18 protein-coding genes are annotated in these 21034 nt (G+C 63.9%); 3 read left to right on the top strand and 15 right to left on the bottom strand.

The features are described 5' to 3' along the window. Positions 1-27 precede the first annotated feature (27 nt). Positions 28-1815 carry an ABC transporter ATP-binding protein gene (locus tag FJV46_RS04780; protein WP_087029438.1) on the top strand — a complete coding sequence of 596 codons (1788 nt, stop codon included), beginning with the start codon at positions 28-30 and terminating at the stop codon, positions 1813-1815. A 106-nt stretch (positions 1816-1921) separates the two neighbouring features. Here the strand turns inward: FJV46_RS04780 and FJV46_RS04775 are convergent, their stop codons facing one another. The 3 genes from FJV46_RS04775 to FJV46_RS04765 are packed head-to-tail and all read right to left on the bottom strand — an operon-like array spanning position 1922 to position 4120. Further along, complete coding sequence (locus FJV46_RS04775) at positions 1922-2941, bottom strand: glycosyltransferase family protein (RefSeq protein WP_087029439.1); 1020 nt, start codon at positions 2939-2941, stop codon at positions 1922-1924. Continuing rightward, positions 2928-3305, bottom strand: coding sequence for a DUF2304 domain-containing protein (locus FJV46_RS04770; RefSeq protein WP_087029441.1), 378 nt, complete (start codon positions 3303-3305; stop codon positions 2928-2930). Before FJV46_RS04770 ends, FJV46_RS04775 begins: the two co-directional genes overlap by 14 nt. A 5-nt stretch (positions 3306-3310) precedes the next feature. Continuing rightward, the gene (locus FJV46_RS04765) at positions 3311-4120 is read right to left on the bottom strand and encodes a glycosyltransferase family 2 protein (protein ID WP_087029442.1); all 810 of its coding nucleotides are present in this window, start codon (positions 4118-4120) and stop codon (positions 3311-3313) included. On the opposite strand from FJV46_RS04765, the gene FJV46_RS04760 reads away from it, so the two are divergent. Together FJV46_RS04760 and wecB are read left to right on the top strand one after the other, a co-directional pair. After that, positions 4098-5246 carry a glycosyltransferase gene (locus tag FJV46_RS04760; RefSeq protein WP_087029444.1) on the top strand — a complete coding sequence of 383 codons (1149 nt, stop codon included), beginning with the start codon at positions 4098-4100 and terminating at the stop codon, positions 5244-5246. The genes FJV46_RS04765 and FJV46_RS04760 overlap by 23 nt on opposite strands. Positions 5247-5380: 134 nt before the next feature. After that, positions 5381-6439: a non-hydrolyzing UDP-N-acetylglucosamine 2-epimerase gene (gene wecB / locus FJV46_RS04755; protein ID WP_087029446.1), complete on the top strand. Its 1059-nt coding sequence runs from the start codon at positions 5381-5383 to the stop codon at positions 6437-6439. Here wecB and FJV46_RS04750 read toward each other — a convergent pair. The 12 genes from FJV46_RS04750 to glf form a co-directional block, all read right to left on the bottom strand. Then, the gene (locus FJV46_RS04750; RefSeq protein WP_239961512.1) at positions 6414-7553 is read right to left on the bottom strand and encodes a glycosyltransferase; all 1140 of its coding nucleotides are present in this window, start codon (positions 7551-7553) and stop codon (positions 6414-6416) included. The genes wecB and FJV46_RS04750 overlap by 26 nt on opposite strands. Positions 7554-7555: 2 nt before the next feature. Beyond that, positions 7556-8548, bottom strand: coding sequence for a Gfo/Idh/MocA family protein (locus FJV46_RS04745; protein ID WP_087029449.1), 993 nt, complete (start codon positions 8546-8548; stop codon positions 7556-7558). Positions 8549-8551: 3 nt separating this feature from the next. After that, entirely contained in the window at positions 8552-9643 is a 1092-nt protein-coding gene (locus tag FJV46_RS04740; protein ID WP_087029451.1) for a DegT/DnrJ/EryC1/StrS family aminotransferase, read from the bottom strand. Next, complete coding sequence (locus tag FJV46_RS04735; protein ID WP_087030272.1) at positions 9640-10191, bottom strand: acyltransferase; 552 nt, start codon at positions 10189-10191, stop codon at positions 9640-9642. The genes FJV46_RS04740 and FJV46_RS04735 overlap by 4 nt, the downstream gene beginning before the upstream one ends. A 41-nt stretch (positions 10192-10232) precedes the next feature. Beyond that, the gene (locus tag FJV46_RS04730) at positions 10233-11612 is read right to left on the bottom strand and encodes a hypothetical protein (RefSeq protein WP_087029453.1); all 1380 of its coding nucleotides are present in this window, start codon (positions 11610-11612) and stop codon (positions 10233-10235) included. Further along, positions 11602-12525 carry a glycosyltransferase family 2 protein gene (locus FJV46_RS04725; protein WP_087030275.1) on the bottom strand — a complete coding sequence of 308 codons (924 nt, stop codon included), beginning with the start codon at positions 12523-12525 and terminating at the stop codon, positions 11602-11604. The genes FJV46_RS04730 and FJV46_RS04725 overlap by 11 nt, the downstream gene beginning before the upstream one ends. A 13-nt stretch (positions 12526-12538) precedes the next feature. Next, positions 12539-13828, bottom strand: coding sequence for a nucleotide sugar dehydrogenase (locus FJV46_RS04720; protein ID WP_087029455.1), 1290 nt, complete (start codon positions 13826-13828; stop codon positions 12539-12541). A 121-nt stretch (positions 13829-13949) separates the two neighbouring features. Further along, on the bottom strand, positions 13950-15992 hold the full coding sequence (locus tag FJV46_RS04715) for a DUF6541 family protein (RefSeq protein ID WP_087029457.1): 2043 nt from the start codon (positions 15990-15992) through the stop codon (positions 13950-13952). Between the two features lie 36 nt (positions 15993-16028). Beyond that, complete coding sequence (locus FJV46_RS04710) at positions 16029-16760, bottom strand: ABC transporter ATP-binding protein (RefSeq protein ID WP_087029459.1); 732 nt, start codon at positions 16758-16760, stop codon at positions 16029-16031. Position 16761: 1 nt separating this feature from the next. Then, the gene (locus FJV46_RS04705) at positions 16762-17664 is read right to left on the bottom strand and encodes an ABC transporter permease (protein WP_370684695.1); all 903 of its coding nucleotides are present in this window, start codon (positions 17662-17664) and stop codon (positions 16762-16764) included. Next, positions 17657-19669 (bottom strand): glycosyltransferase, encoded by a 2013-nt coding sequence (locus FJV46_RS04700; protein WP_370684682.1) that lies wholly within the window; start codon positions 19667-19669, stop codon positions 17657-17659. Before FJV46_RS04700 ends, FJV46_RS04705 begins: the two co-directional genes overlap by 8 nt. Then, positions 19666-20853, bottom strand: a complete 1188-nt coding sequence (gene glf / locus FJV46_RS04695; protein WP_087029463.1) for a UDP-galactopyranose mutase — start codon at positions 20851-20853, stop codon at positions 19666-19668. Before glf ends, FJV46_RS04700 begins: the two co-directional genes overlap by 4 nt. Between the last annotated feature and the right edge of the window lie 181 nt (positions 20854-21034).

Below are 21034 nucleotides of genomic sequence, written 5' to 3'. Positions count from 1 at the left end.
CGTGCTTCTAGTAAGCTGACGTGCAGCATGAATAATCTCCTAGCGACTCTTCGGCCCCTCCTCGCAACACTCCCCGCAGGAAGCCGACGGTTCCTCATCGGCTACGGCATCGCTACCGCATGTCTGTCCCTGTTGGACATCATCTCGCTCGGGCTCATCGCGGTGCTGCTTCCCTCCCTGGTCGGAGGTGCATCGGTCGAGTTGCCCATCATCGGAAGCGTGGCCAGCCAGACCCAGCTGCTCACACTCCTGGGCATCGCCTGCGCGCTGGTCGTCGCGAAGGGAGTCTTCGCCGTCCTCATCCTGAGGTCTGCGACTGCTCGTTTCGCCAAGCACGAGGTGGCGATCGGAGATCGTCTCCTTGCTTCCTACTTGTCATCGCCATGGGAAAAACGCCTGCAGACGAACTCCAGCGAGTTGGTCCGTGCAGTCGATGTCGGAGTCGGTCTTTCGGTGGCCGGCGTCCTGATTCCTGCGATGACCCTGTTCGGTGAGATCGGGACCCTCATCGCCGTCGGGGTCGTCCTCGCCGTGGCCCAGCCGGCCATCGCCGTGGTCAGCATCGTCTATCTCGCACTCGTCGCACTCCTTCTTGCCCGGGTCATCTCACCGCTGTCGGTGCGGATGGGCCAGAAGAATCTGAAGTGGTCGGCGAAGACCGTGAAGATCCTGACCGAAGCCCTAGCAGCCTTGAAGGAGATCACGCTGGCCGATCGGGCCGCCGAAGTGCGCGCGCAGGTCCACGAGACCCGCACGCATAGCTCGGCGGCACGGGCCAACTCCGTCTTCCTCGCTCAGGTGCCCCGGTACGTGCTCGAATCGGCCCTGATCGTCGGTTTCATCCTGGTCGGAGGAGTCGGATTCGCCACCGGGGGAACCGAGGGCGCGGTGAGTGCCGTCGGCCTGTTCGCCGTGGCGGGGTTCCGCCTCGTCCCCTCGCTGACGCGGCTTCAGGCCGTGCAGTCCCAGGTGAACTCGAATTCCGCCTTCGCCCAGCAGGTGGTGGCCGACATTCGCGAGAGCGAGCAGTTGCTGGCCGAGACGTCGAAGGAGCACCCGCAGCATGACCTCGGTACCCATCACGTGGACATCGTGCTGCACGACGTCACCTTCACCTATCCCGGTGCCGGCCAGCCTGCCCTTCGGGGGGTCAGTGCGACGATCCCGGCAGGTAGCCATGTCGCGTTCGTAGGGTCGTCCGGCGCAGGGAAATCGACGATCGTCGACATCCTTCTCGGGCTGCTGAAACCGACGTCAGGCCATGTGGAGGTGGATTCCGAACGCATGGACCGAGTGATGAAATCCTGGCGCAAGCGGATCGGATACGTCCCGCAGGACGTCTCACTCTTCGACGCCTCCGTGGGTCAGAACGTGGCACTGTCCTGGGACCCGGACAACGTGGACCACGCCAAGGTCGAGGCGGCCCTTCGGCGCGCCCAGATGTACGACGTCATCATGAACCGTGAGGGCGGGAGGGATGCGCTGATCGCGGAGCGGGGCCTCGCCCTGTCGGGAGGACAGAGACAGCGCCTCGGTATCGCTCGCGCCCTCTACAACGAGCCCGACGTGCTGGTGATGGACGAGGCGACGAGCGCCCTCGACACAGCCACCGAATCGGCCGTCACCACCGCTATCCGGGAACTTCACGGCCAGGTGACGGTCATCACCGTCGCCCACCGCTTGTCGACCATCCGATCCGCGGACATCGTCTTCTTCATGCAGGACGGACGGATCGTCGCCCAAGGAACGTTCGACGAAGTAGTGGCCAAGGTTCCGGATTTCGCCCGTCAGGCACAGCTCGCAGGTCTAAGCTAGACCGGGAGGATGGCCTCCTGCCGGGAACCCGGTGCCGGACAGGGCGACACACTCGAGCTATCCTCGGCCGCCCGGACGGGTGCTGACACCCTTCCGGGTTCGTGGACTAGAGCCGCGCGGCGGCGTAGATGGTGCGGAGCCGTTCGACCGTCGCTGCGGGGTCGTGATGAGCTGTGATCCAGCGCTTGCCGGCCACTCCCCGGCTCCGTAACGACTCGCTGTCCGAGAGCTCGGCGGCGATGAGTTCTGCCATCGCTCGCGGCGATTCGCAGCCCTCCTGTCCGACGGGAATGTCCGGCGGGTAGAAACCCGGAGTGAGGGTGATGAACAACGGCACGCCCAACGCCATGGCTTCCAACTCGCTCGCCGCAAGAATTCCGGCAGACTGCCCGATGGCCGCGTCCGAATTCACGATGTAGTCGAGGTACTCGGGATGGCTCATTCTCGGCACGAGCCGCACACCGGCACGCTCGGCGTCGGCGGCCTGCGGGCCCCAATCGAGCCCGACGACGTCGAAGGTCCGTCCTTCGATCTTCAACAGCTCTCGGGCGAGCTCCATCTGGCCCTCCGCATTCTTCGATTCGTCCCACCGGGAGACGAAGAACACCCTGGCTCTACCCTCACGGCCGGCGGTCGATGTGGGCAGTCCGCCCACATCGATCGACACGGGCAGATACACGGCGTCGGGCCGATGCGGCAGGATGTGTTCGCGAAGGTCAGGAGTGGTGTACATGACCGCTTCCGCATTGCGCACGCCGTCGAGGATGACCTTCCGCCACCGCTCCTGGTACTGGAGCGTGCGGATGTCGGTCCCGTGCAGCGTCAGCACGTACTTCTTCGGCACGAACCTGGTGTGCTGCGTGACGCTCCCGGAATGGACATGCAACAGGTCCGACGTGATTGCCCTGCGGACGAGCCCGGCGAGCCATAGGGCGCCGTCGACCGCGAAACGGGCACGGCCGACGAGTCCCGCCACCGGGTAGTTCGCCACCGCCCGCGGGTAGTAGCTCCAGGGCAGCCCGTCCTTCGATGCGGTGGCGAGGATCCGTTGGGCGTAGAAGGCGCAGTCGTTGACATGGACGACCCTGGTCTCGCCCTGGTCGCCTTTCGCCTCAGCGCCCGCCATCGGTAGCATCCCGCTCGTCCTTCGTCTCCCAGGGCCGCACGGCTTCGTCGAGGGCGATGCGCCGCGAGAGCTTCGTCAGCGTCATCTCCATGGAGTGGAAGCGCTGGTGCGTGGTGGACATGTAGACGAGGAACGAGACGATGAAGGCGTACAGCATGAGATCGGTCCCACGCCCGACTCCTACGACGCCGGCCAGCCGAGACAGAACGGTCGGGAAGAAGATGGAGAGGACCGCGGCAACGGCGAACAGGAGAACCATGATCCGCCGGATCGCCATGTGCTTGGCATTCGACCCGCCGCGGATGAGCACGAGGGAAACCCCGAGTACAACGAGCACGAGGACGATCTGAAAGACAATGATCATGTGACTTACCTAAAGAGCAGGTCCGCAACGATGTTGACGGAGTTGAGGAGGGATTGCCCCTTGGACTTCGAATATTCGGTGTAGATGATCTCCACGGGATGCTCGGCCCACCGAGGTTGCATGGCGGCAATCATCTGAATCAGCTCCGAGGCATGTGCCATGCGGTTCTGCGTGATGTGGATATGGCTCGTGACGTGGCGGTTGAACGCCCGGAGACCGTTGTGTGCGTCTGTGAGGGGCATTCCGGTGCTCCACCGGGTCTGCAGCGCCGCGGTCCGCAGCACGAGTCGTTTCACCGGTCCGATCTGCGTCCGATCATCCAGGAACCGCGACCCCAGAACGACGTCGGCCTCGCCCGATTCGATCCTCTGCACCATGGCAGCAGCATCGACCACCCGGTGCTGACCATCGGCGTCGAAGGTGACGATGCTGGTCATCGCCGGATCCTGCAATGCGTACTCGATGCCCGTCTGCAGCGCTGCGCCCTGACCGAGGTTCACCGGGTGATCCACCACGATGGCTCCTGCTGCACGAGCCGTGTCCGCCGAGGCGTCCGTACTGCCGTCATTCACGCAGACCACATGAGGGAACACCGGGAGAAGTTGTTCGATCACTGAGCCGATGACGGAGGCTTCGTTGAACAGCGGTATAACGACCCAGGTACGACTCACCGATCCAGTATCGCATGGTGCTCGCGTCGGAATGCCTAGGCTCCCCGCGCTGGCCGGGTCGGTGAACGTGACCGCGTAGGCTAGGAATATGGATGAATCAATGGATGCGGAGTCCTGACGAATGGCGCCCAGGATACTGTGCATTTCTTTTTCGGATATCTCCTCGGACGCTCGAGTACTGCGTCAACTGCGTCTCCTCGGCGAAGCAGGCGACGTCACCACCCTCGGATACGGAGGGCATCCCGAGGGGGCGCTCGAGCACCTCGAGCTCGACTCCGCCCTCCCCTCACTCCCCCAGACCGTATCCGGCGTCGCTCTGTTGGCCCTGAGGAGACACCGTCAGGTCGAGTTGGCCGCGCCGGCCGTCAAGGCTGCCCTTCGGCTGCTCGAAGGACGGCGCTTCGATCTCGTCATCGCCAACGAAGCACGTGCGCTTCCGCTTGCGCACCGAGTGGCGGCGGGCGCTCCCATCTGGGGTGATATGCACGAATGGGCGCCGGAAGAGCGGACCCAGCTCCTGTCCTGGCGACTCCTCGTCGCCCCGCACATGCGCTACGTCTGCCGGACCTATCTCCCCAAGACGGACGCCGTCACCACCGTCAACCAGTCCATCGCCGATCTGTACGATCAGCAATTCGGCCTCCGCACCGAGGTGGTTCGCAACTCCCTCCCTGACACTGGGCTGGCCGTCGCACCCCTCGACGGTGAGCGGATCCGGCTCGTGCACAGCGGCGGAGCGGTCCCTGGACGCAATATCGAAAGCATCATCGAGGCTGTCCGCGATCTCGACAAACGCTTCACCCTTGACCTGTTTCTCGTCGAGGCACGCGACGGCGGGCGCTACCTTGCGAAACTGAAGCACCTCGCTGGGGATTCGGACCGCATCACCTTTCATCCGCCGGTTGCTCCGGCCGCGCTCCCGGTCACGCTCAACGCGTTCGACATCGGCGTGTACCAACTGCCCCCCGCCACGACGAACCAGCGGCTCGCGCTTCCCAACAAGTTCTTCGACTTCGTGCAGGCCCGCCTGGGCCTGGTTTTCGGACCGTCGGAGGAGATCGCACGGCTGATCCGTGAGCACGACCTGGGGCGGGTCACGTCCGATTTCACCGCGGAGTCGCTCCGGACGGCTCTGGCGGACCTGACTTCCGAGCAGGTCATCGACTTCAAGGAGAACGCTGATCGGGCGGCATCAATCCTGAGCTCGACAGCGGATGAGGCAGTTGTACGGGGCATACTGCAGCGGTTGACGGTGGCGAAGCAGCACTAGCCACGCCACGCCGGCGACGAGGCAGGTCGTCCTCGAAGCCACGGCCGTCGAACCGCAAGGTCGTATTGCCGGCCCCTCCGGTCCTCGACCCGGCAGCGTGTAGAGAGCCCCCCGCAAACGCTAAGGTTGAAGTCATGCGTATCCTCAGTGTGGTTGGAGCACGACCCCAATTCGTCAAACTCGCCCCCATCGCGACAGCGATGAATGCTCACGCCCAACACCTCATCGTGCACACCGGGCAGCATTACGACGAGATGATGTCCGATGTCTTCTTCAAGGATCTCGGCATCCCGGTCCCCGACTTCAACCTCGGCGTCGGCTCCGGCAGGCATGGCAAGCAGACGGGCACCATGCTCGCCGGCCTCGAGGAGATCTTCGAGCAGGAGCGACCCGACTGGGTCCTGGTATACGGGGACACGAACTCGACGCTCGCCGCAGCAATCGCCGCAGTCAAACTCCACATTCCCCTTGCCCACCTCGAAGCCGGACTTCGTTCGTTCAATCGCAGGATGCCGGAAGAGCACAATCGCGTCCTGACCGATCACGCGTCGGACCTGCTGCTCGCGCCGACGGAAGTCGCAATGGCCCATCTAGCGAACGAGGGTCTGGCGGAGCGCAGCAGCCTCGTGGGAGACGTCATGACAGATGTGCTCTTCAGGACTCGGGAGACGGTGCAGGCGAGGAGCATGGCTCTACCTGCCGGCGTCGATACCGGCGAGTACTATGTCAGCACCATCCATCGTCCGGACAACACCGATGATCCGGCCCGGCTGTCCCAAATCGTCGACTCCCTCGCCCGCCTCGACAAGCCCGTGGTCCTCCTCGCCCATCCTCGACTGGTCGACCTCGCACGCCGTCACGGTCTGAATCTGTCGACAGGCGCGATTAGCGTTGCACCGCCGTTGGCCTATCCGCAGCTGATCAACGCAGTGATGAACAGCGCCGGTGTCATCACCGATTCCGGCGGTCTCCAGAAGGAAGCCTTCCTCCTCCGCGTCCCCTGCACCACGATCCGCCCGGAGACGGAATGGGTCGAGACGGTGGACCTCGGCTGGAATGTCCTCGTCTCGAAGGACCTCGGCTCACTCACCGCGGTCGTCGAGCGACCAGCACCCGCGCCCACCACGGCTACCCCCTACGGCACTGGCGTCGCAGCAGAGGCCGTGGTCAGCGCCCTTCTCGGAGGGCGCTGACCACTTCAGCCGCGGCCCGCCGTCCTGTCACCCGCAGCGACGCATTCGCCTCCACCCAGGCCGATCGCCGACCCCTGTCAGTGTCCTCGTGCAGGAGGAAGTGCAGCATCGTCCTGGCGACATCGGACACGGTGTAGGCGCTCGCCGCGCCCAGTCCGCTGTTGCTGACCATGTCAGCCGCGTCCCCGACACCGGCATAGACGACAGGCGTGCCGCAAGCCGCCGCTGCATAGATCTTCGTCGGTTTGGCGAAGTCGTATCCCTGACCGGGAACGATGCTGACGAGGGACGCCGCAGCACCACGAATCCAGCGGGCAGCTTCGTCCGGTGGCACGACCCCGCTGAAGATGATCCGGTCCGGGGCGACGTCCAGTGCCCTGGCCCGCAGGGCCTCTTCGGCCGAGCCCTGCCCGAAGAAGTGGAGCCGCACATCGGGGAACTGCTCAAGCACCGTGCGCAGGGCATCGATGAAGATCTCGGCTCCCTGCCACTCGGACATGGTGCCGGTGTACACGAAGTAGCGGTATCCCGGGTCTGCAGCCTGCCCGCGCGCAGCGAAGATGTCGGTGTTGACACCGTTGCCGACGACGACGACCTTCCCGGGATCGACGTTGAACTGCCGAGTCTGCCGGGCGACGCCGTCGGAGATGGCGATCACCTTCCCGGCCCGACGCAGGGCAATGCCTTCGATCGCGCGCATCACCCTCACCACGAGGGCAGGTGCAGCCGTCGCAGCGAGCGCGTCCGTCCAGATGTCCGCCGCGTAGTAGACGTACCCCCGGCGCCGCAGCAGAGTTGCGGCAGCAACCATCAGACCCGTCGTCGGGGGCGGCTCGGAGATCACGATGTTTCCGCGCGAGACCAGAAGGCGAAAGAACAGGGGCAGATCGAAGGAGAGGTACTGCACATAACCACGGACATTTCCCCCGCGGTCGCGCAGAACCGGCCACCGCTTCACTGCCGTGGTGGAAGATACTCCCTGGACCGGTGGCCGCGTCGTGAGCACCAGGACCTCTGCACCGGACTCCTCGAGGCCGCGAGTAAGTGCTTCGAGCCGAAAGGCAGCGGCTCCGACCTCCGGAGGGTACAGCCTGGTCGCTACAATTGCTCTCACCCTCACGCAGGAAGGCCGATCGTCGAGTTCGTGTTCGCGGCCTCGATGATCGCCTCCGCAACGCGAAGCGTGTTGAGTCCCTCCCGCATCGTCACGGTGTTGTCCGCCACACCCAGGACAGCATCTCGGAAGGCTTCGAGTTCGGAGCGCAGGGGTTCCCGCTTTGTGAGCGCCAGGCGGGTGATATTGCCCTCCGACACGCCTCGGAAGTTGGATACGGCTTCCCATTCCGTAGCGAACGTCCCGTTCTCGTAGAACGTGAGATCGGCGGTGAGTGTGTCGGCAACGAAGGCCCCCTTCTCTCCGGTGACCACGGTCAAACGCTCCTTCATCGGGGAGAGCCAATTGACCAGGTGACTCGTGATCACGCCGTTCTCCAGCTGACCCGACGCCGTGACCATGTCTTCGTGTGAGCGGCCGGAACGCATACTCGTGCGCGCCGAGACCGACGAGTACGGCGATTGTGCCAACCAGGCCGTGAGATCGATGTCATGCGTCCCGAGATCCTTCACGACCCCGACATCCGCGATCCGCGCCGGGAACGGGCCTTGCCTGCGCGTGGCGATCTGGTAGACGTCACCAAGGTCACCGGCTTCAAGACGGACCCGGAGTGACTGCAGTGCCGGATTGAACCGCTCGATATGCCCGACCGCACCGATCAGACCTGCACTCTCGAAGGCGTCGACCAGCCGCCGCCCGGCCTCGACCGTGTCCGCGATCGGCTTCTCGACCAGCGTGTGGACCCCTGCTTCAGCCAGTGCGAGGCCGACGGACTCGTGGAGGCCTGTCGGAACGGCGCACACCGCAAGGTCCAGTCGATGGGCGATCAGCTCGTCGACCGATCCGCACAGGGGAAGATCCCCCGCGACCCCGTGCGGATCCCCGTAGGCATCAGCCAGCGCCACGAGCTCGAGTCCGTCGACCTCGCGAATGGCACGGGCATGGTGACGTCCCATCATCCCGAGGCCGATCAGTCCTACTCTGAGGTCCCCCATGCCCTACGCACCCGCCTTCGCCAGAGCGTTGACGGCGGTGACGATCCGATCGAGGTCTTCCGCGTCGAGCGACGGGTGGACGGGTAGCGAGAGAACCTGCCGGGCCGCGGTTTCCGTCCTGGGGAGATCCTCCGTCCGGGCGAACGAGGGCAGGCGGTGGTTGGGAATGGGATAGTACACGCCGGAGCCGATGTTGTACTCGTCCTTCAGCGCGGCAGCGAAGCGGTCCCGGTCCCCCTCCACCCGCACGGTGTACTGGTGGTAGACATGGACGGCGTCCGCCGCGACCTTCGGCGTCGCCAGCCCTTCGATGTTCTCCGTGAGGAACGCCGCATTGGACTGACGCTGCTCCGTCCACCTGCCCACCTTCGTGAGCTGAACCCGTCCGATCGCTGCGTGCAGGTTGGTCATGCGCGCGTTGAACCCGACCAGTTCGTTCTCGTACTGCTTTTCCATTCCCTGGTTCCGCAGGAGTCGCAGCCGGCGCTCGATCGCGGGATCTCCCGTGGACACCATTCCGCCCTCGCCCGAGGTCATGTTCTTCGTCGGGTAGAGGGAGAACATGGCGAACTCCCCGAAGGTCCCGACCCTGCGACCACCCAGTGATGCACCGTGTGCCTGGGCAGCATCCTCGAAGAGCGCGATACCGTGCCGGTCAGCGAGCGCACGGAAGGCGACGACGTCGGCCGGGTGGCCGTACAGGTGCACCGGCATGATGCCCTTCGTCTTCTCGGTGATCAGGCTCGTCACGTGATCGACGTCGAGGGCATAGTGGTCCAACTCGATATCGGCGAAGACCGGGGTTGCTCCGGTCAGGGCGACGGAATTCGCCGTAGCCGCGAAGGTGAAGGAGGGAACGATGACTTCGTCACCCGGCCCTATCCCGGCGGCGAGCAGCCCGAGGTGCAGACCGGTCGTGCCGGAGTTCACCGCGACGGCGCTGCGCCCGTCAAGGAGTTCCTCGGAGAACTCCTTCTCGAACTCCGCGACCTCGGCGCCCTGCGCCAGCATGCCGGAGAGCAGGACGGCGTCGACCGCCGCACGCTCCTCATCGCCGACGATCGGTTTCGCCGCGGGAATGAATCCGTTACTCATGCCTCTACCCCTACCAGTGTCAATGTTCCGTTCGATTCCTCGTAGACGTCGGCGGTCTCCGGGCAGACCCAGCGACCACCGTCGTTCCTCAATGGCTGCCCTGCCCGCCCTACCCAGCCGATCCGCTTCGCAGGCACACCGGCGACGAGCGCATGAGGTGGCACATCCTTCGTCACGACGGCACCCGCAGCTACAGTCGCCCAGGCGCCGATGGTGACCGGAGCGACACACACTGCGCGGGCGCCGATGGCAGCACCGCGTTCGACCGTGACGCCCACCGGGATCCAGTCGTGAGCGCTCTTGAGCGCTCCCTCGGGCGTGATGGAACGCGGGTAGGTGTCATTCGTCAGGACGACGGCCGGACCGATGAACACGCCTTCACCCAGTACCGCGGGCTCGTACACCAGGGCATAGTTCTGGATCTTCGAGTTCGCTCCGACCTCGACGCCCGTGCCGACGTATGCGCCGCGACCCACGATGCAGTTCTCGCCGAGGCGCGCGCCCTCGCGCACCTGGGCGAGGTGCCAGATCTTCGACCCCTCACCCATCACGGCGTCCGGCGAGACATCGGCAGTGTCAGCTATGTAGTTCACGACGGTTCGTACCCCTTTTCATCATGCTGCAGAACTGGCTCCGACCTCGCACGTCCGGACGAGACCGACCCTCGGGACGTAGCAAGAGGAGGCCGTGAGAGTGCGACGGCGACACACGCGAACAGAACGATCCCCAGCATGGTCGGCACGCCCCGGTAGGCAAAGAAGGTGTGGATCTGTGAATGGTTGCTGAGCACCTCGTACCAGACCGGGATGATCAGAGCGGGTAGGGACAGCACGACCGCCGACAACGCGCCCCACACGCCATGGCGCCGGAGGACGACGATCATCACGATACAGACGAGCACCGACATGACGAGAAGAGTCCAGGGTGCGGTCGGTATCTGATCCCACCAGTACAGGACGTTCTTCCTCGTCGGCACCCCGAATGCATCTTCCACCCCTGGCCATTCACCCGTGGTCCGGTACTCGACATTGCTTCGCACGAATGCCATGACCTCCTCCCAGCCGAGGAAAGCCGCGGCGATGACCCACCGCGATACCCAGGTCAGACCGAAGCTGAGCGGCCAGAGGACGGCGATCCCCACGCCTGCAATGGATGCTCGGCCAAGACGTCCGGACCGACAGAAAACGATGACAGCGCCGACCACCGCGCCGAGCGCCCAGGGAATGGCAGGAGTCGTCAGCAGATCGACGAAACAGAAGAGTGCTGCTCCCAACGATGTCGAGCAGATCAGTCTGGTCCAACTCCCTCCCGCTCCCCAGGCGACGAGAGCGGTGCTGATCATGATGAAGGAGATCGACATCGCCTGGCTGAACGAGGTGGAGGGGGTGGACATGAGATTCGTCGAGATCACCAGCGGAGCCAGAAGACCCAGGGACGCAAATCCGCTGGTCCTTCGTGCTATCTGGGAGAAGGCCAGTGCCAGTGAGCCGAGAAGCATGGCACCCGCTACGATCCGCAGCCCCTCAAGGCCTGTCGCCGCCAGGACCGGACGGGTGATCGCGGTGTAGCCCGCCCAATACTTGTAGTAAGCGCCGTGCGCCGAGTCCTGATCCGCCGCCAGCGCCCGGATGTCGTCGGCGCCCTGCTCGCAGTTGGAGATACGTGGCATGTATACCGCGCGGTCCAGCGCGGTCTCCCCATCGAGGGCGCTGAGTCCTGTGCCCACGACCACGCATTCGGTGAAGGTGTCCGACACGCCGCCCATGCGGTCCGGCGCTCCCGATGGCCCGTAGGTGCCCGCATCCACCGAGTTGACGAGGTTGGCGATGATCGGCTCGTCCGGCACGGCCTGTCCTGCGATCAGCAGGAGGAAGAAGGTCACCTGGAGAAGCAGGAAGCCGCCGACGATGGACAGACTCTTCGCCCATAATCTGGGCTTGGGGCCGGTCGTTGTGGTGTCAACGGACATGACCGACCACTTCCCAGGAGAGGTACGCCAGGCGGGAGCTCTCATCCCGGATCTTTCGCAGGACGTCCATGAGCATGCCGACGATGAGTGCGAGCCCGGAGAGGATCATGAGCGAGGAGGCCAGGAGGGCAGTCGGAAGTCGGGGAACGAGGCCGGTGCTGATGAACTCGACGACGATCGGGACGCCGAGGATCAACGCGACGGCCGCGAGCAGGGCGGCGATCATCCCGTAGGCCTGGACAGGTCTTTCGTGAAGGGCGAGTTTGAGAACTGTGCGCAGGATCCGCTGGCCGTCATGATAGGTCCTCAGTTTGCTTTCGGTGCCTTCCGCGCGGTCGCGGAACCCTACGGACAGCTGTGCCTGTGGGATACGTGCACTGATGCTGTGGACCGTCAGTTCGGTCTCGATCTCGAAACCGCGCGAGAGCGCGGGAAACGACCGCACGAAGCGCTTCGAGAAAACGCGGTATCCGCTCAACATGTCGTCGACCCTGTAGGCGAAGATCATGCCGACGATGCCGTTGAAGAATCGATTGCCCAGAGCATGGCCGGATCGGTAGGCAGCATCCGATTCCGGCCTGCGCACTCCCGTCACCTGATCGTAGGGTCCCTCGAGCAACTTCTCGATGAGCTGCGGCGCAGCAGCTGCGTCGTAGGTGTCGTCTCCGTCAATGAGGAGGTAGACGTCGGCATCGATGTCGGCGAACGCTCGCCGGACGACATTGCCCTTGCCTTTTCTCTCTTCGAACCGCACGATCGCTCCAGCGGCCCGCGCCACGTCAGCAGTATTGTCATCGCTGCGATTGTCATAGACGTAGACTTCTGCCGCTGGAACAGCGGCCTGAAGCTCACGCACGACTTTTCCTATGGCCCCTGCTTCATTGTGGCAGGGCACAATGGCTGCTATCCGCATGCTCGACGTCACGCTAGGCCTTGCCGATCACGCGGTAGGTCACGCCGTGCCATCGGTCGGCGCTGCTGACGCGGCGCCCGTCGATGAATGCTGTGATTCCGGGCAGGTCTGCCGGAGAAAGATTCACGTACTCCGCATGATCCGCCTGCACCACGGCGGCATCCGCCGGCTCTCCGAGATGATATGGCGTGAATCCGAACTTCTCGAGTTCCTCGTCCGTGTACATCGGATCATGGACCAGCGGAACTGCGCCCCGGGACGCCAGCGATTCGACGGCGGCGAAAACACCGGAGAATGCCGTCTCCTTGACGCCCCCGCGGTACGCCGCACCGAGCACCACCACGCGCGCCCGGTCGAGGGGCCCGTATGCGCCCTCGAGGAGGCCGATGGTGTAGTCCGGCATCCCTGCGTTGGCTTCCCTCGCTGCCCTGACGACAGTGGCCGCCGGATCATTCCACAGATAGAGGCGCGGGTACACGGGGATGCAGTGTCCACCGACGGCGATGCCCGGCTGATGGATGTGACTGAATGGCTGGGAGTTGGACGCGTCGATCACCTGGTAGATGTCGATGTTGACGGTAGAGGCGTAGCGCGCGAACTGATTGGCGAGACCGATGTTGACGTCCCGGTAGGTCGTCTCGGCCAGCTTCGCCAGTTCCGACGCCTCGGCAGAACCGAGGTCCCACACGCCGTTGCCTCGCTCCAGGTCAGGCCGATCGTCGAAGTCGAGGACTGCCTCGTAGAAGTCGATCGCAGCCTTGGCCCCGGCAGGGGAGAGTCCTCCCACGAGCTTCGGATACTTGCGCAGGTCCTCGAAGACGCGCCCCGTGAGCACCCGCTCGGGGGAGAACACCAGGTGGAAGTCCGTTCCCTCGACGAGGCCGCTGCCGGCCTCGAGAGCAGGCTTCCACCGATCGCGGGTGGTGCCGACAGGGAGGGTCGTCTCATAGGACACCAGTGTGCCGGGGGTGAGATGCTGCGCCAGTTCGGTAGTGGCTGCATCCATCCACCCGAAGTCGGGCTTGGCCTCGGTATCGACGAAGAGCGGAACAACAAGGACGACGGCGTCCGCGCCGGGTACGGCCTCGGAATACTCCGTGGTCGCTCGGAGCTTTCCCGCCGGCACGAGCTCCGACAGCTTCTCCTGGAGGTGAGCCTCCCCGGGGAAGGGTTCGGTTCCTTCATTGACGGCGGCCACGATGGTCGGGTTCACATCGACACCGACCACGTCGTGGCCTTTCGAGGCGAATTGCACTGCCAAGGGGAGACCGATCTTGCCGAGTGCAATCACAGCGATCTTCAAGTAACACCTTCTTCATACGCGAGCTCCGCTCATCGCGGGTTGTCCCGATCAAGCTTATAGCCAGTCGCCGTAGCGCTTTCACGACGCTCGGCACTCGCTGCGCCACACCGCGCCAGTGTTCTCACTGCCCGCAGGCCTCGATGGCGAAGATCTTTGCACCGTCACCGCTACTGTCGACGAGATCGAGGTCAGCCGGGTCGACCCCCGCCGCCGTCAAACCGCCCATGTCCTTACGGTGAATGATGTCCGGCAGATACCTATGGTCATCGTCGTAGAAGTGGGTGACGCCGAAGCGTTCGATCAATTGACAGACGCGCGGATCCGAGTCGATATGGTTGAAATTCCTCGCGAGATACTTTGCGTCGTCCTCCCATGTTCCAGCCATGGTCCTGAAGACGGTATCTTTCCCCGCCAAGGAGTAGACGAGGGCTGCGCCCGACGTCGGGTCTCCCAGCACCACGGCATCATCAGGCAGCTCCTCTGCCAGACGCTCGATGAACTCGAGCTCATCGAGGCTCGCAATGCCGCCGTCCCATTCGAGATGCTCCCAGTAATCAGCGGCAAGCCGACCGGACTTCTCGTCCGCTCTTAGCTCGTCCGTCATGGGATAGACGGCAGCCATGACGCCGATCAGCACGACCAGCGATGAAGCGACAACCATCTCCTCCTTCACTCGTGATGGGAATGGGATCCACCCGAGGAGCACGACGATGGCCTTCAGCACCGCGTAGGACGCCAGTAATGACGTGAAAAGCGGAACGAGGCCTCCTACTCGCACAGGGTCCGAATACCACAGGCCGACCAGAGGACGCAGCATCGTCTCCTCACCCGCAGCAACGACGTACAGCACGACAGTGATGATCCAGCCCGCCGATATCCAGCGGTACTCGCGGCTCACGAGTGTAGTGATCAGTCCGGCGATCGCCAGCACGCCGCCCAGCCAAAAAGGCTCGGTATTGCCATGCCCCAGCGGCGCGAGCATCGTGTCGAAGATGGCAGCACCGACCGCGTCAGTCGCAGGGCCGACCGGGGTCGTGCGGAAGAAGAAGACGGTGCGGACTGCAGGCACAGTCATGACAACAACCGCGGCCAGTGCGCTGACGAACAGGGGCACCGCGATCAAAGCTCCAGCAGTGAGGCGCCTACGCCGACGCAGACACTGTCGCAGCACGCCATAGTAGCGGACGACGATAAAAGGCAGGCAGAGGTACGCTACGGCGACTGTTGCGGTCGGATGGCAGAGAGTCGCTCCTGCCAGTCCGACGAGTAAAAGCAGAGCGAGACGGAAACGTGCTGAGGGTCGTGTTCCTGGCGCCGTGATCACCAGCACCAGCGCGATGAGCGCGGGGACGATCGCAGTACCCATCGCCGCCGGCCAGATCGTGCCATAGGAAATCATGCGCGCGGGGAAAGCAACGAAGCCTGTGGCGACGATCGGCGCGAGGAGTGGCATCCACACCAGAGTCGGGAAGGCGATGCGCGCAAGGTAGGCGACCGACAAGGGCCAGATCAGGCACGCCATGGTCAGCGCAGCCACGTTGATGCTGGCGGATATGGGGAAAGAACCAACGGTAAGACTCACCAGGTCGTGCCAGGCGCCCGGATAGAACCGCGCGGCGTCGTTGTTCGACGCGACACCTCCCAGGTTCAGGCTTGAGCCGTCCCCCAAGTCGGTGATGTAGCGGATGGCGCTGTGATGGTGGATGGAGTCCCAGGTGAGAGCGGGAAGATCCACGCGGCCCATGCCCTCCTGGAGGGGCCCGAGACTGATGAGGCCGGCCGCCACGACACCACCCACCGGCGCCAGGATCGACGGAAGCGCTCTCGACGATCGCGCGGCCAGCACTCCGCGACTACCTCTGATGGACAGGGCACGCGCTTCGGGTTCCGCGGCGAAGAAACGTCCGGCTGCCTTCCTGCTGACGAGAATCGACAGCGCAAGCGCGACAGCGGTAGCGAATCCGAGATAGCTCGCCAGGCTCCATCGGAGGCCGAGGACGCTGAGGACCACTGCGCCGACCCCTGCGATGCCGAGAGAGAGCGCAGGTGCAAGCGCTGCCACACCCAGGCCGCGTACACCAGCGAGCAGGGCGATGACCATTCCCGGCAGGAAGAAGCAGGCGATCGTCGCGAGGGCGATTGGGAACGCATCACCCCAACTCATATCAACAATCCCTCTCTTCGCTCCAAACCGTAGGACCTAATGTCGATTCCTGAGGGTCTCCACCGCGTCAGCCACGTCACCATCCATGACTATGCGGCCGTGCTCGAGCAAGACGCCCCGACGACAGACCTTCGAAACGAGGTCGAGGTCGTGACTCACCACGATGAGGGTCTTTCCTGCATCGCCCAATTCCTTGATCTTGGCCAGGCATTTCTTCTGAAAGGGCTCGTCACCCACGGCGAGGATCTCGTCGATGAGGAAGATCTCGGGGTCCGTGTGGATCGCGACGGAGAACGCAAGCCGCAGGTACATGCCGGAGGAGTAGAACTTCACCTCGGTGTCGATGAACTGTCCGATCTCCGAGAAGTCGAGGATGCTCTCGAAGCGCTCGTTGATCTGTTCCTCGGACATCCCCAGGATGGCGCCATTGAGGTAGACGTTGTCACGACCGCTGAGATCCGGATGGAACCCGGCACCGACCTCGATGAGCCCTGCGACTCTCCCGCGGGTCCGCACTGTGCCGCTGTCGGGGAGCATGACCCCGGAGATGTGTTTCAGGAGCGTGGACTTGCCCGAACCGTTGAGGCCCAGCAGTGCCACCGACTCCCCCTGCTCCACCTGGAGCGAGACGCCATCGAGCGCATGGAACTTCTGCGAGAGATCGCCCTTCCGCCCCTTCACGATCCACACGAACGCCTCCTTGATGGACCGCGTGTGTCGAAGGACGAACTGCTTCGAGATCGACTGCACGTCGACGGCAACAACCATGTCACAGCTCCTGAGCGAATCGGCCTTCGAGGCGCCGGAAAGTCAGCTGGCCCCCCAAGATCACGGCGAGGGCGATCCCGAGTCCGATCGGCGTCCAGATGTCCAATAGATTCGGGGGGACGGCTAAGAGGGGATCCGTACGCGGCATGCTCGTCGTCGGCATCCAGAAGGCGAAGTGGAACAGTTCGACGGCGATGGTCAGTGGGTTCGTCTGGTAGACCGTGTGGAGCACTTCGCCCGGACCGCTCCCGAAAGCATCGAAGAGTCCGTCGCGCACCATCGTCCATGAGTAGAGGACAGGCGAGGCCCAGGTGGCGATCATCAGCAGCATGTCGACGAAGTTCTCCGAGTCGCGGAAGTAGACGTTGGCGGCACCGAAGAAGAGCCCCAGACCGACAGCGAGCATCGTGACGATCGCGAACCCGGCAACAGCAGCGGCGATCTGCACCGGGCCGGGCGACCAGCCACCGATGAAGCATGCGACCAGCAGGACGAGGAGTTGCGGCACGAAGTGCACGGCCGAGACCCAGACGGAAGCGACCGGGAACAATTCGCGCGGAAGATAGATCTTCTTGATCAAGCCTCCGTTGCCGACGATCGACCGTGCCGCGTTCCCCAGCGCCTCATTGAAGTAGTTGATGAGCACGATCCCGGAGAACAGGTAGATCGGGTAGTTCTCCGTGTTGCGGTTCATGCCGAGGAAGATTCCGAGTGCGAACCAGAAGACCACGAACTGCACGCCCGGTTTGACGTATGACCAGAGGAGACCGAGAACAGACCCCCGGTACCGCACCTTGAGCTCCTTCGCCACCAGGAGCCGCAGGAGATAGCGCGACCTGAGGACATCGCGTAGACCACCTCCGAAGCCTGGGGTCACCAGTTCGGCGCTGGACACCTCACTGATCCTTGGCCGAGTGGGACTCAAAAGTCTTCCTCCATGAGTCGAAGGAGGTGATGTCCTCGAGCGCGGCGCGGTACTGCTCGCGGAGGGTGGGCCAGCGGCGGAGGATCTCCGCGTTCAGGCGGGCGGCCTCGGCCAGAAGTGCACGCATCTCCCGAGGGTCGCGTCGATACCAGGACGCGCCGGTACCTTCCGCGTTCGAGACGATCGCGCTGTCGTACTGCGACATGCGCCACCACTTATTGTCCTGGTGCGCGATGAACGCCTGCGGCCTGTCCTGGCTGGACGGTGCAACCGGCGAACTGAGTTGGCGCGCTATCGTCTTCATCGCCCAGGGGACGAGCGTGGTGTACGACGGGGCCCGGAAGCCCTGTCCGTGCCGCGGGGGCTTGTCCATCTTCGGCGTCGGGAAGGTGTCCGGGTCGGACTCGAACTGCGCGTCGGAATACCCCTTGGCCATGGTCCGGATCTCCGGCAGCTTGGTGCTCAGGATCGAGTGCAACTGGTCCGGCCCCTTCAACACATCGCGCATGGCCATGACGCGCCCCCGGGCGGTGTGGTACTGCATCGAGACCAGGTGCTTGATATCCGAGTAGCCCGACTCACGCACCACCCGTCCGCCGCGCTCATAGGGGCTGTGCAGCAGGGCGGCGACCATGCGGTTGCGCGTATGGAAATAGGCCTGCCACCCCACCATGTCGTCCTTGTCGATCCACGAGACGTGCCAAACAGCCGCTCCTGGCATCGAAACGGTCGGGTAGCCCGCCTTCTTCGCACGCAGTCCGTACTCCGCGTCGTCCCACTTGATGAAGATCGGCAATGACAGTCCGATCTCCCGGATCACAGTCGTAGGGATGAGGCACATCCACCACCCGTTGTAATCGACGTCGATGCGGCGGTGCAGCCAGGGCGTCCGTCGGAGGTTCGCCCGCGCGAAGTCGTGTCCGAGAACCTGCTCGGCAACCGGTTGGTCGGGCTGGAACCGGTAGGGGTTCACGATCTCGCCGAAGGTGTGGAGTACCGTCCGGTTGTAGAGATCGAACATGTGACCGCCGACGATCGTCGGTGACTTGCAGTGTGTCGCGAACGAGAGAAGGCGTGGGATGCTTTCCGGCTCCATGACGACATCGTCGTCGAGAAGCAACGCGAAGTCGCTGCCGTTTTCGACGGCCTCGTACATCCCCCGGGCGAAACCGCCCGAACCACCCAGGTTGTCCTGATCGATAATGCGCAACTTCTGTCCGAGTTGCTCCTTCACCGCGTCGAACCCGGGTTGGTCAGCTACCTTCTGCGTGCCCTGATCCACGATGAGGATCTGGTGCACATCCTCGATCGCACTGGGATTGCCGGCGAGAATTTGGAGATTATTCAGGCAGAAGTCCGGCTTGTTCAGCGTCGTGATCTCGAGCGTGATACTCCCGCGTTCGGGCGCGGCGCCCTCCGCGAGCCAGTCAGCCTCGCTGAGCACGAAGCTGTCACTACCCGCGACGAGATCGAACCAGTACCAGCCGCCGTCTCCGAAAGGCTGGAGCGACAGATCGAAGGTACTCTTGGTCGACCCCTCGACCCGGGACGTCTCGACGTGCTGCAGGGCGCCCCGCGCATTCGACTTGTAGACGGAGACGACGCCGGAGCCTTCAGTGCGCACCTGGAGCCGTACCGCGCGAACGTTCGTCCACCGACGCCAGTAACTCGCCGGGAACGCATTGAAGTAAGACCCGAAGGACACACGTTCGCCAGGTCGCACGGAGGTCGACCGACGGGACCGGACATCCTCGACGTGCAATTCTGTCGTCGAGTCGGACGCCGCTCCGGTCGTCGACCCACCACCCACGGCGCTGCCGTCGGTGGTGTTCAGCTGGCTACCGAAAGCGCTGCCCGTGTCCATGTACAGCGCAGCAGTGTCCATCTGGCTCTGCTGCGGCAGCACGACCCGCTGAAGGATGTGCCAGGTCCGGTCCCTGTCCTGTGCATCGTCGGACATGATGGCCGATTCCGTCTCCGTCATGCGTCTACTCCGCCGCTCTCGAGCTTCTGCCCGCTGGTGAAGTGCGGGGCGATCTTGTTGTCGAACATGCTGAGTGCCGATCCGATGGCCATGTGCATGTCCAGGTACTTGTAGGTGCCGAGGCGCCCGCCGAAGAGCATCGACTTCTCGCCCTTGGCCAGATCGCGATAGGCGAGCAGCTTCGCGCGGTCCTCCGCGGTGTTGATCGGGTAGTACGGCTCGTCGTCCTTCTCCGCGAAGCGGGAGTACTCGCGCATGATGACCGTCGCGTCCTTGGTGTAATCGCGCTCCGGGTGGAAGTGCCGGAATTCGTGGATTCGCGTGTAGGCGGCGTCCTCGTCCGGGTAGTTCATCACCGGGCAGCCCTGGAAATCCTCGATGGGCAGGACCTCCTCCTCGAGGTCGATGGTGCGCCAGGAGAGATCACCCTCGGCATAGTCGAAGTAGCGGTCAACCGGGCCGGTGTAGATCACCGGAACCTGGCCGAGCGTCGTCGAACGCGAGTATTCGTGACCCTCGTCGAAGAAGTCGGTGTTCAGGTGGACGTCGATATTGGGGTGGTCCGCCATCCGTTCGATCCAAGCGGTGTAGCCGTTGACGGGCAGGCCTTCGTACTTGTCGTTGAAGTACCGGTTGTCGTAGGTGTACCGCACGGGCAGCCGGGAGATGATCTCGGCCGGCAGGTCCTTGGGGTCGGTCTGCCACTGCTTTCCCGTGTAGTACTTGATGAACGCCTCGTAGAGGGGACGGCCGATCAGCTGGATGCCCTTGTCGTTGAGGTTCTGGGGGTCGGTACCCGCGAGCTCCCCGGCCTGCTCCTGGATGAGGGCCTTCGCCTCTGCCGGGCCGAGTGCGGCACGAAAGAACTGGTTGATGGTGCCGAGATTGATCGGCATCGGATACACCTCGCCCTTGTGGCGGGTATAGACCTTGTGGACGTACTGCGTGAACTCGGTGAAGTTGTTGACGTAGCCCCACACGCGCTCGTTGGAGGTGTGGAAGAGATGGGCACCATAGCGGTGCACCTCGATTCCGGTCCGGGCCTCGTTCTCGCTGTAGGCGTTGCCCCCGATGTGGTGACGACGATCGAGGACAGCCACTTTGAGACCGAGCTGGGTGGCCGCCCTTTCCGCAACGGTCAGGCCGAAAAAGCCCGACCCTACGACAACGAGGTCAACGTTCACAAATGCTCCTGAGTTGGTTTCGACAACAGACACGCCCGGTCAAGGTTACCTGACCACGCGTCTCGAGGACGTCCCCTGGAGGAGAGCCGCGCACCCAGAGGCACAGGTGTCCCCTCTCGATTCTTCCCACGGTCACCGACGAGAAGCGTTTGTCACGAGCCTCACCGACTGCTCGGCGCTC

Source organism: Arthrobacter agilis (assembly GCF_006494655.1).
Lineage (GTDB): Bacteria > Actinomycetota > Actinomycetes > Actinomycetales > Micrococcaceae > Arthrobacter_D > Arthrobacter_D agilis.
This window is presented reverse-complemented; position numbering and strand designations above follow the sequence as displayed.

Bases quoted from the DNA above. Each gene is read 5' to 3' on its own strand.
- FJV46_RS04700 (WP_370684682.1), bottom strand. From the start codon at position 19,669: ATGACGGAGACGGAATCGGCCATCATGTCCGACGATGCACAGGACAGG.
- FJV46_RS04740 (WP_087029451.1), bottom strand. From the start codon at position 9,643: ATGAGTAACGGATTCATTCCCGCGGCGAAACCGATCGTCGGCGATGAG.
- FJV46_RS04710 (WP_087029459.1), bottom strand. From the start codon at position 16,760: ATGGTTGTTGCCGTCGACGTGCAGTCGATCTCGAAGCAGTTCGTCCTT.
- FJV46_RS04780 (WP_087029438.1), top strand. From the start codon at position 28: ATGAATAATCTCCTAGCGACTCTTCGGCCCCTCCTCGCAACACTCCCC.
- FJV46_RS04730 (WP_087029453.1), bottom strand. From the start codon at position 11,612: ATGTCCGTTGACACCACAACGACCGGCCCCAAGCCCAGATTATGGGCG.
- FJV46_RS04715 (WP_087029457.1), bottom strand. From the start codon at position 15,992: ATGAGTTGGGGTGATGCGTTCCCAATCGCCCTCGCGACGATCGCCTGC.
- FJV46_RS04765 (WP_087029442.1), bottom strand. From the start codon at position 4,120: ATGCACAGTATCCTGGGCGCCATTCGTCAGGACTCCGCATCCATTGAT.
- FJV46_RS04770 (WP_087029441.1), bottom strand. From the start codon at position 3,305: ATGATCATTGTCTTTCAGATCGTCCTCGTGCTCGTTGTACTCGGGGTT.
- wecB (WP_087029446.1), top strand. From the start codon at position 5,381: ATGCGTATCCTCAGTGTGGTTGGAGCACGACCCCAATTCGTCAAACTC.
- FJV46_RS04745 (WP_087029449.1), bottom strand. From the start codon at position 8,548: ATGGGGGACCTCAGAGTAGGACTGATCGGCCTCGGGATGATGGGACGT.
- FJV46_RS04775 (WP_087029439.1), bottom strand. From the start codon at position 2,941: ATGGCGGGCGCTGAGGCGAAAGGCGACCAGGGCGAGACCAGGGTCGTC.
- FJV46_RS04735 (WP_087030272.1), bottom strand. From the start codon at position 10,191: ATGGGTGAGGGGTCGAAGATCTGGCACCTCGCCCAGGTGCGCGAGGGC.
- FJV46_RS04725 (WP_087030275.1), bottom strand. From the start codon at position 12,525: ATGCGGATAGCAGCCATTGTGCCCTGCCACAATGAAGCAGGGGCCATA.
- FJV46_RS04760 (WP_087029444.1), top strand. From the start codon at position 4,098: ATGGCGCCCAGGATACTGTGCATTTCTTTTTCGGATATCTCCTCGGAC.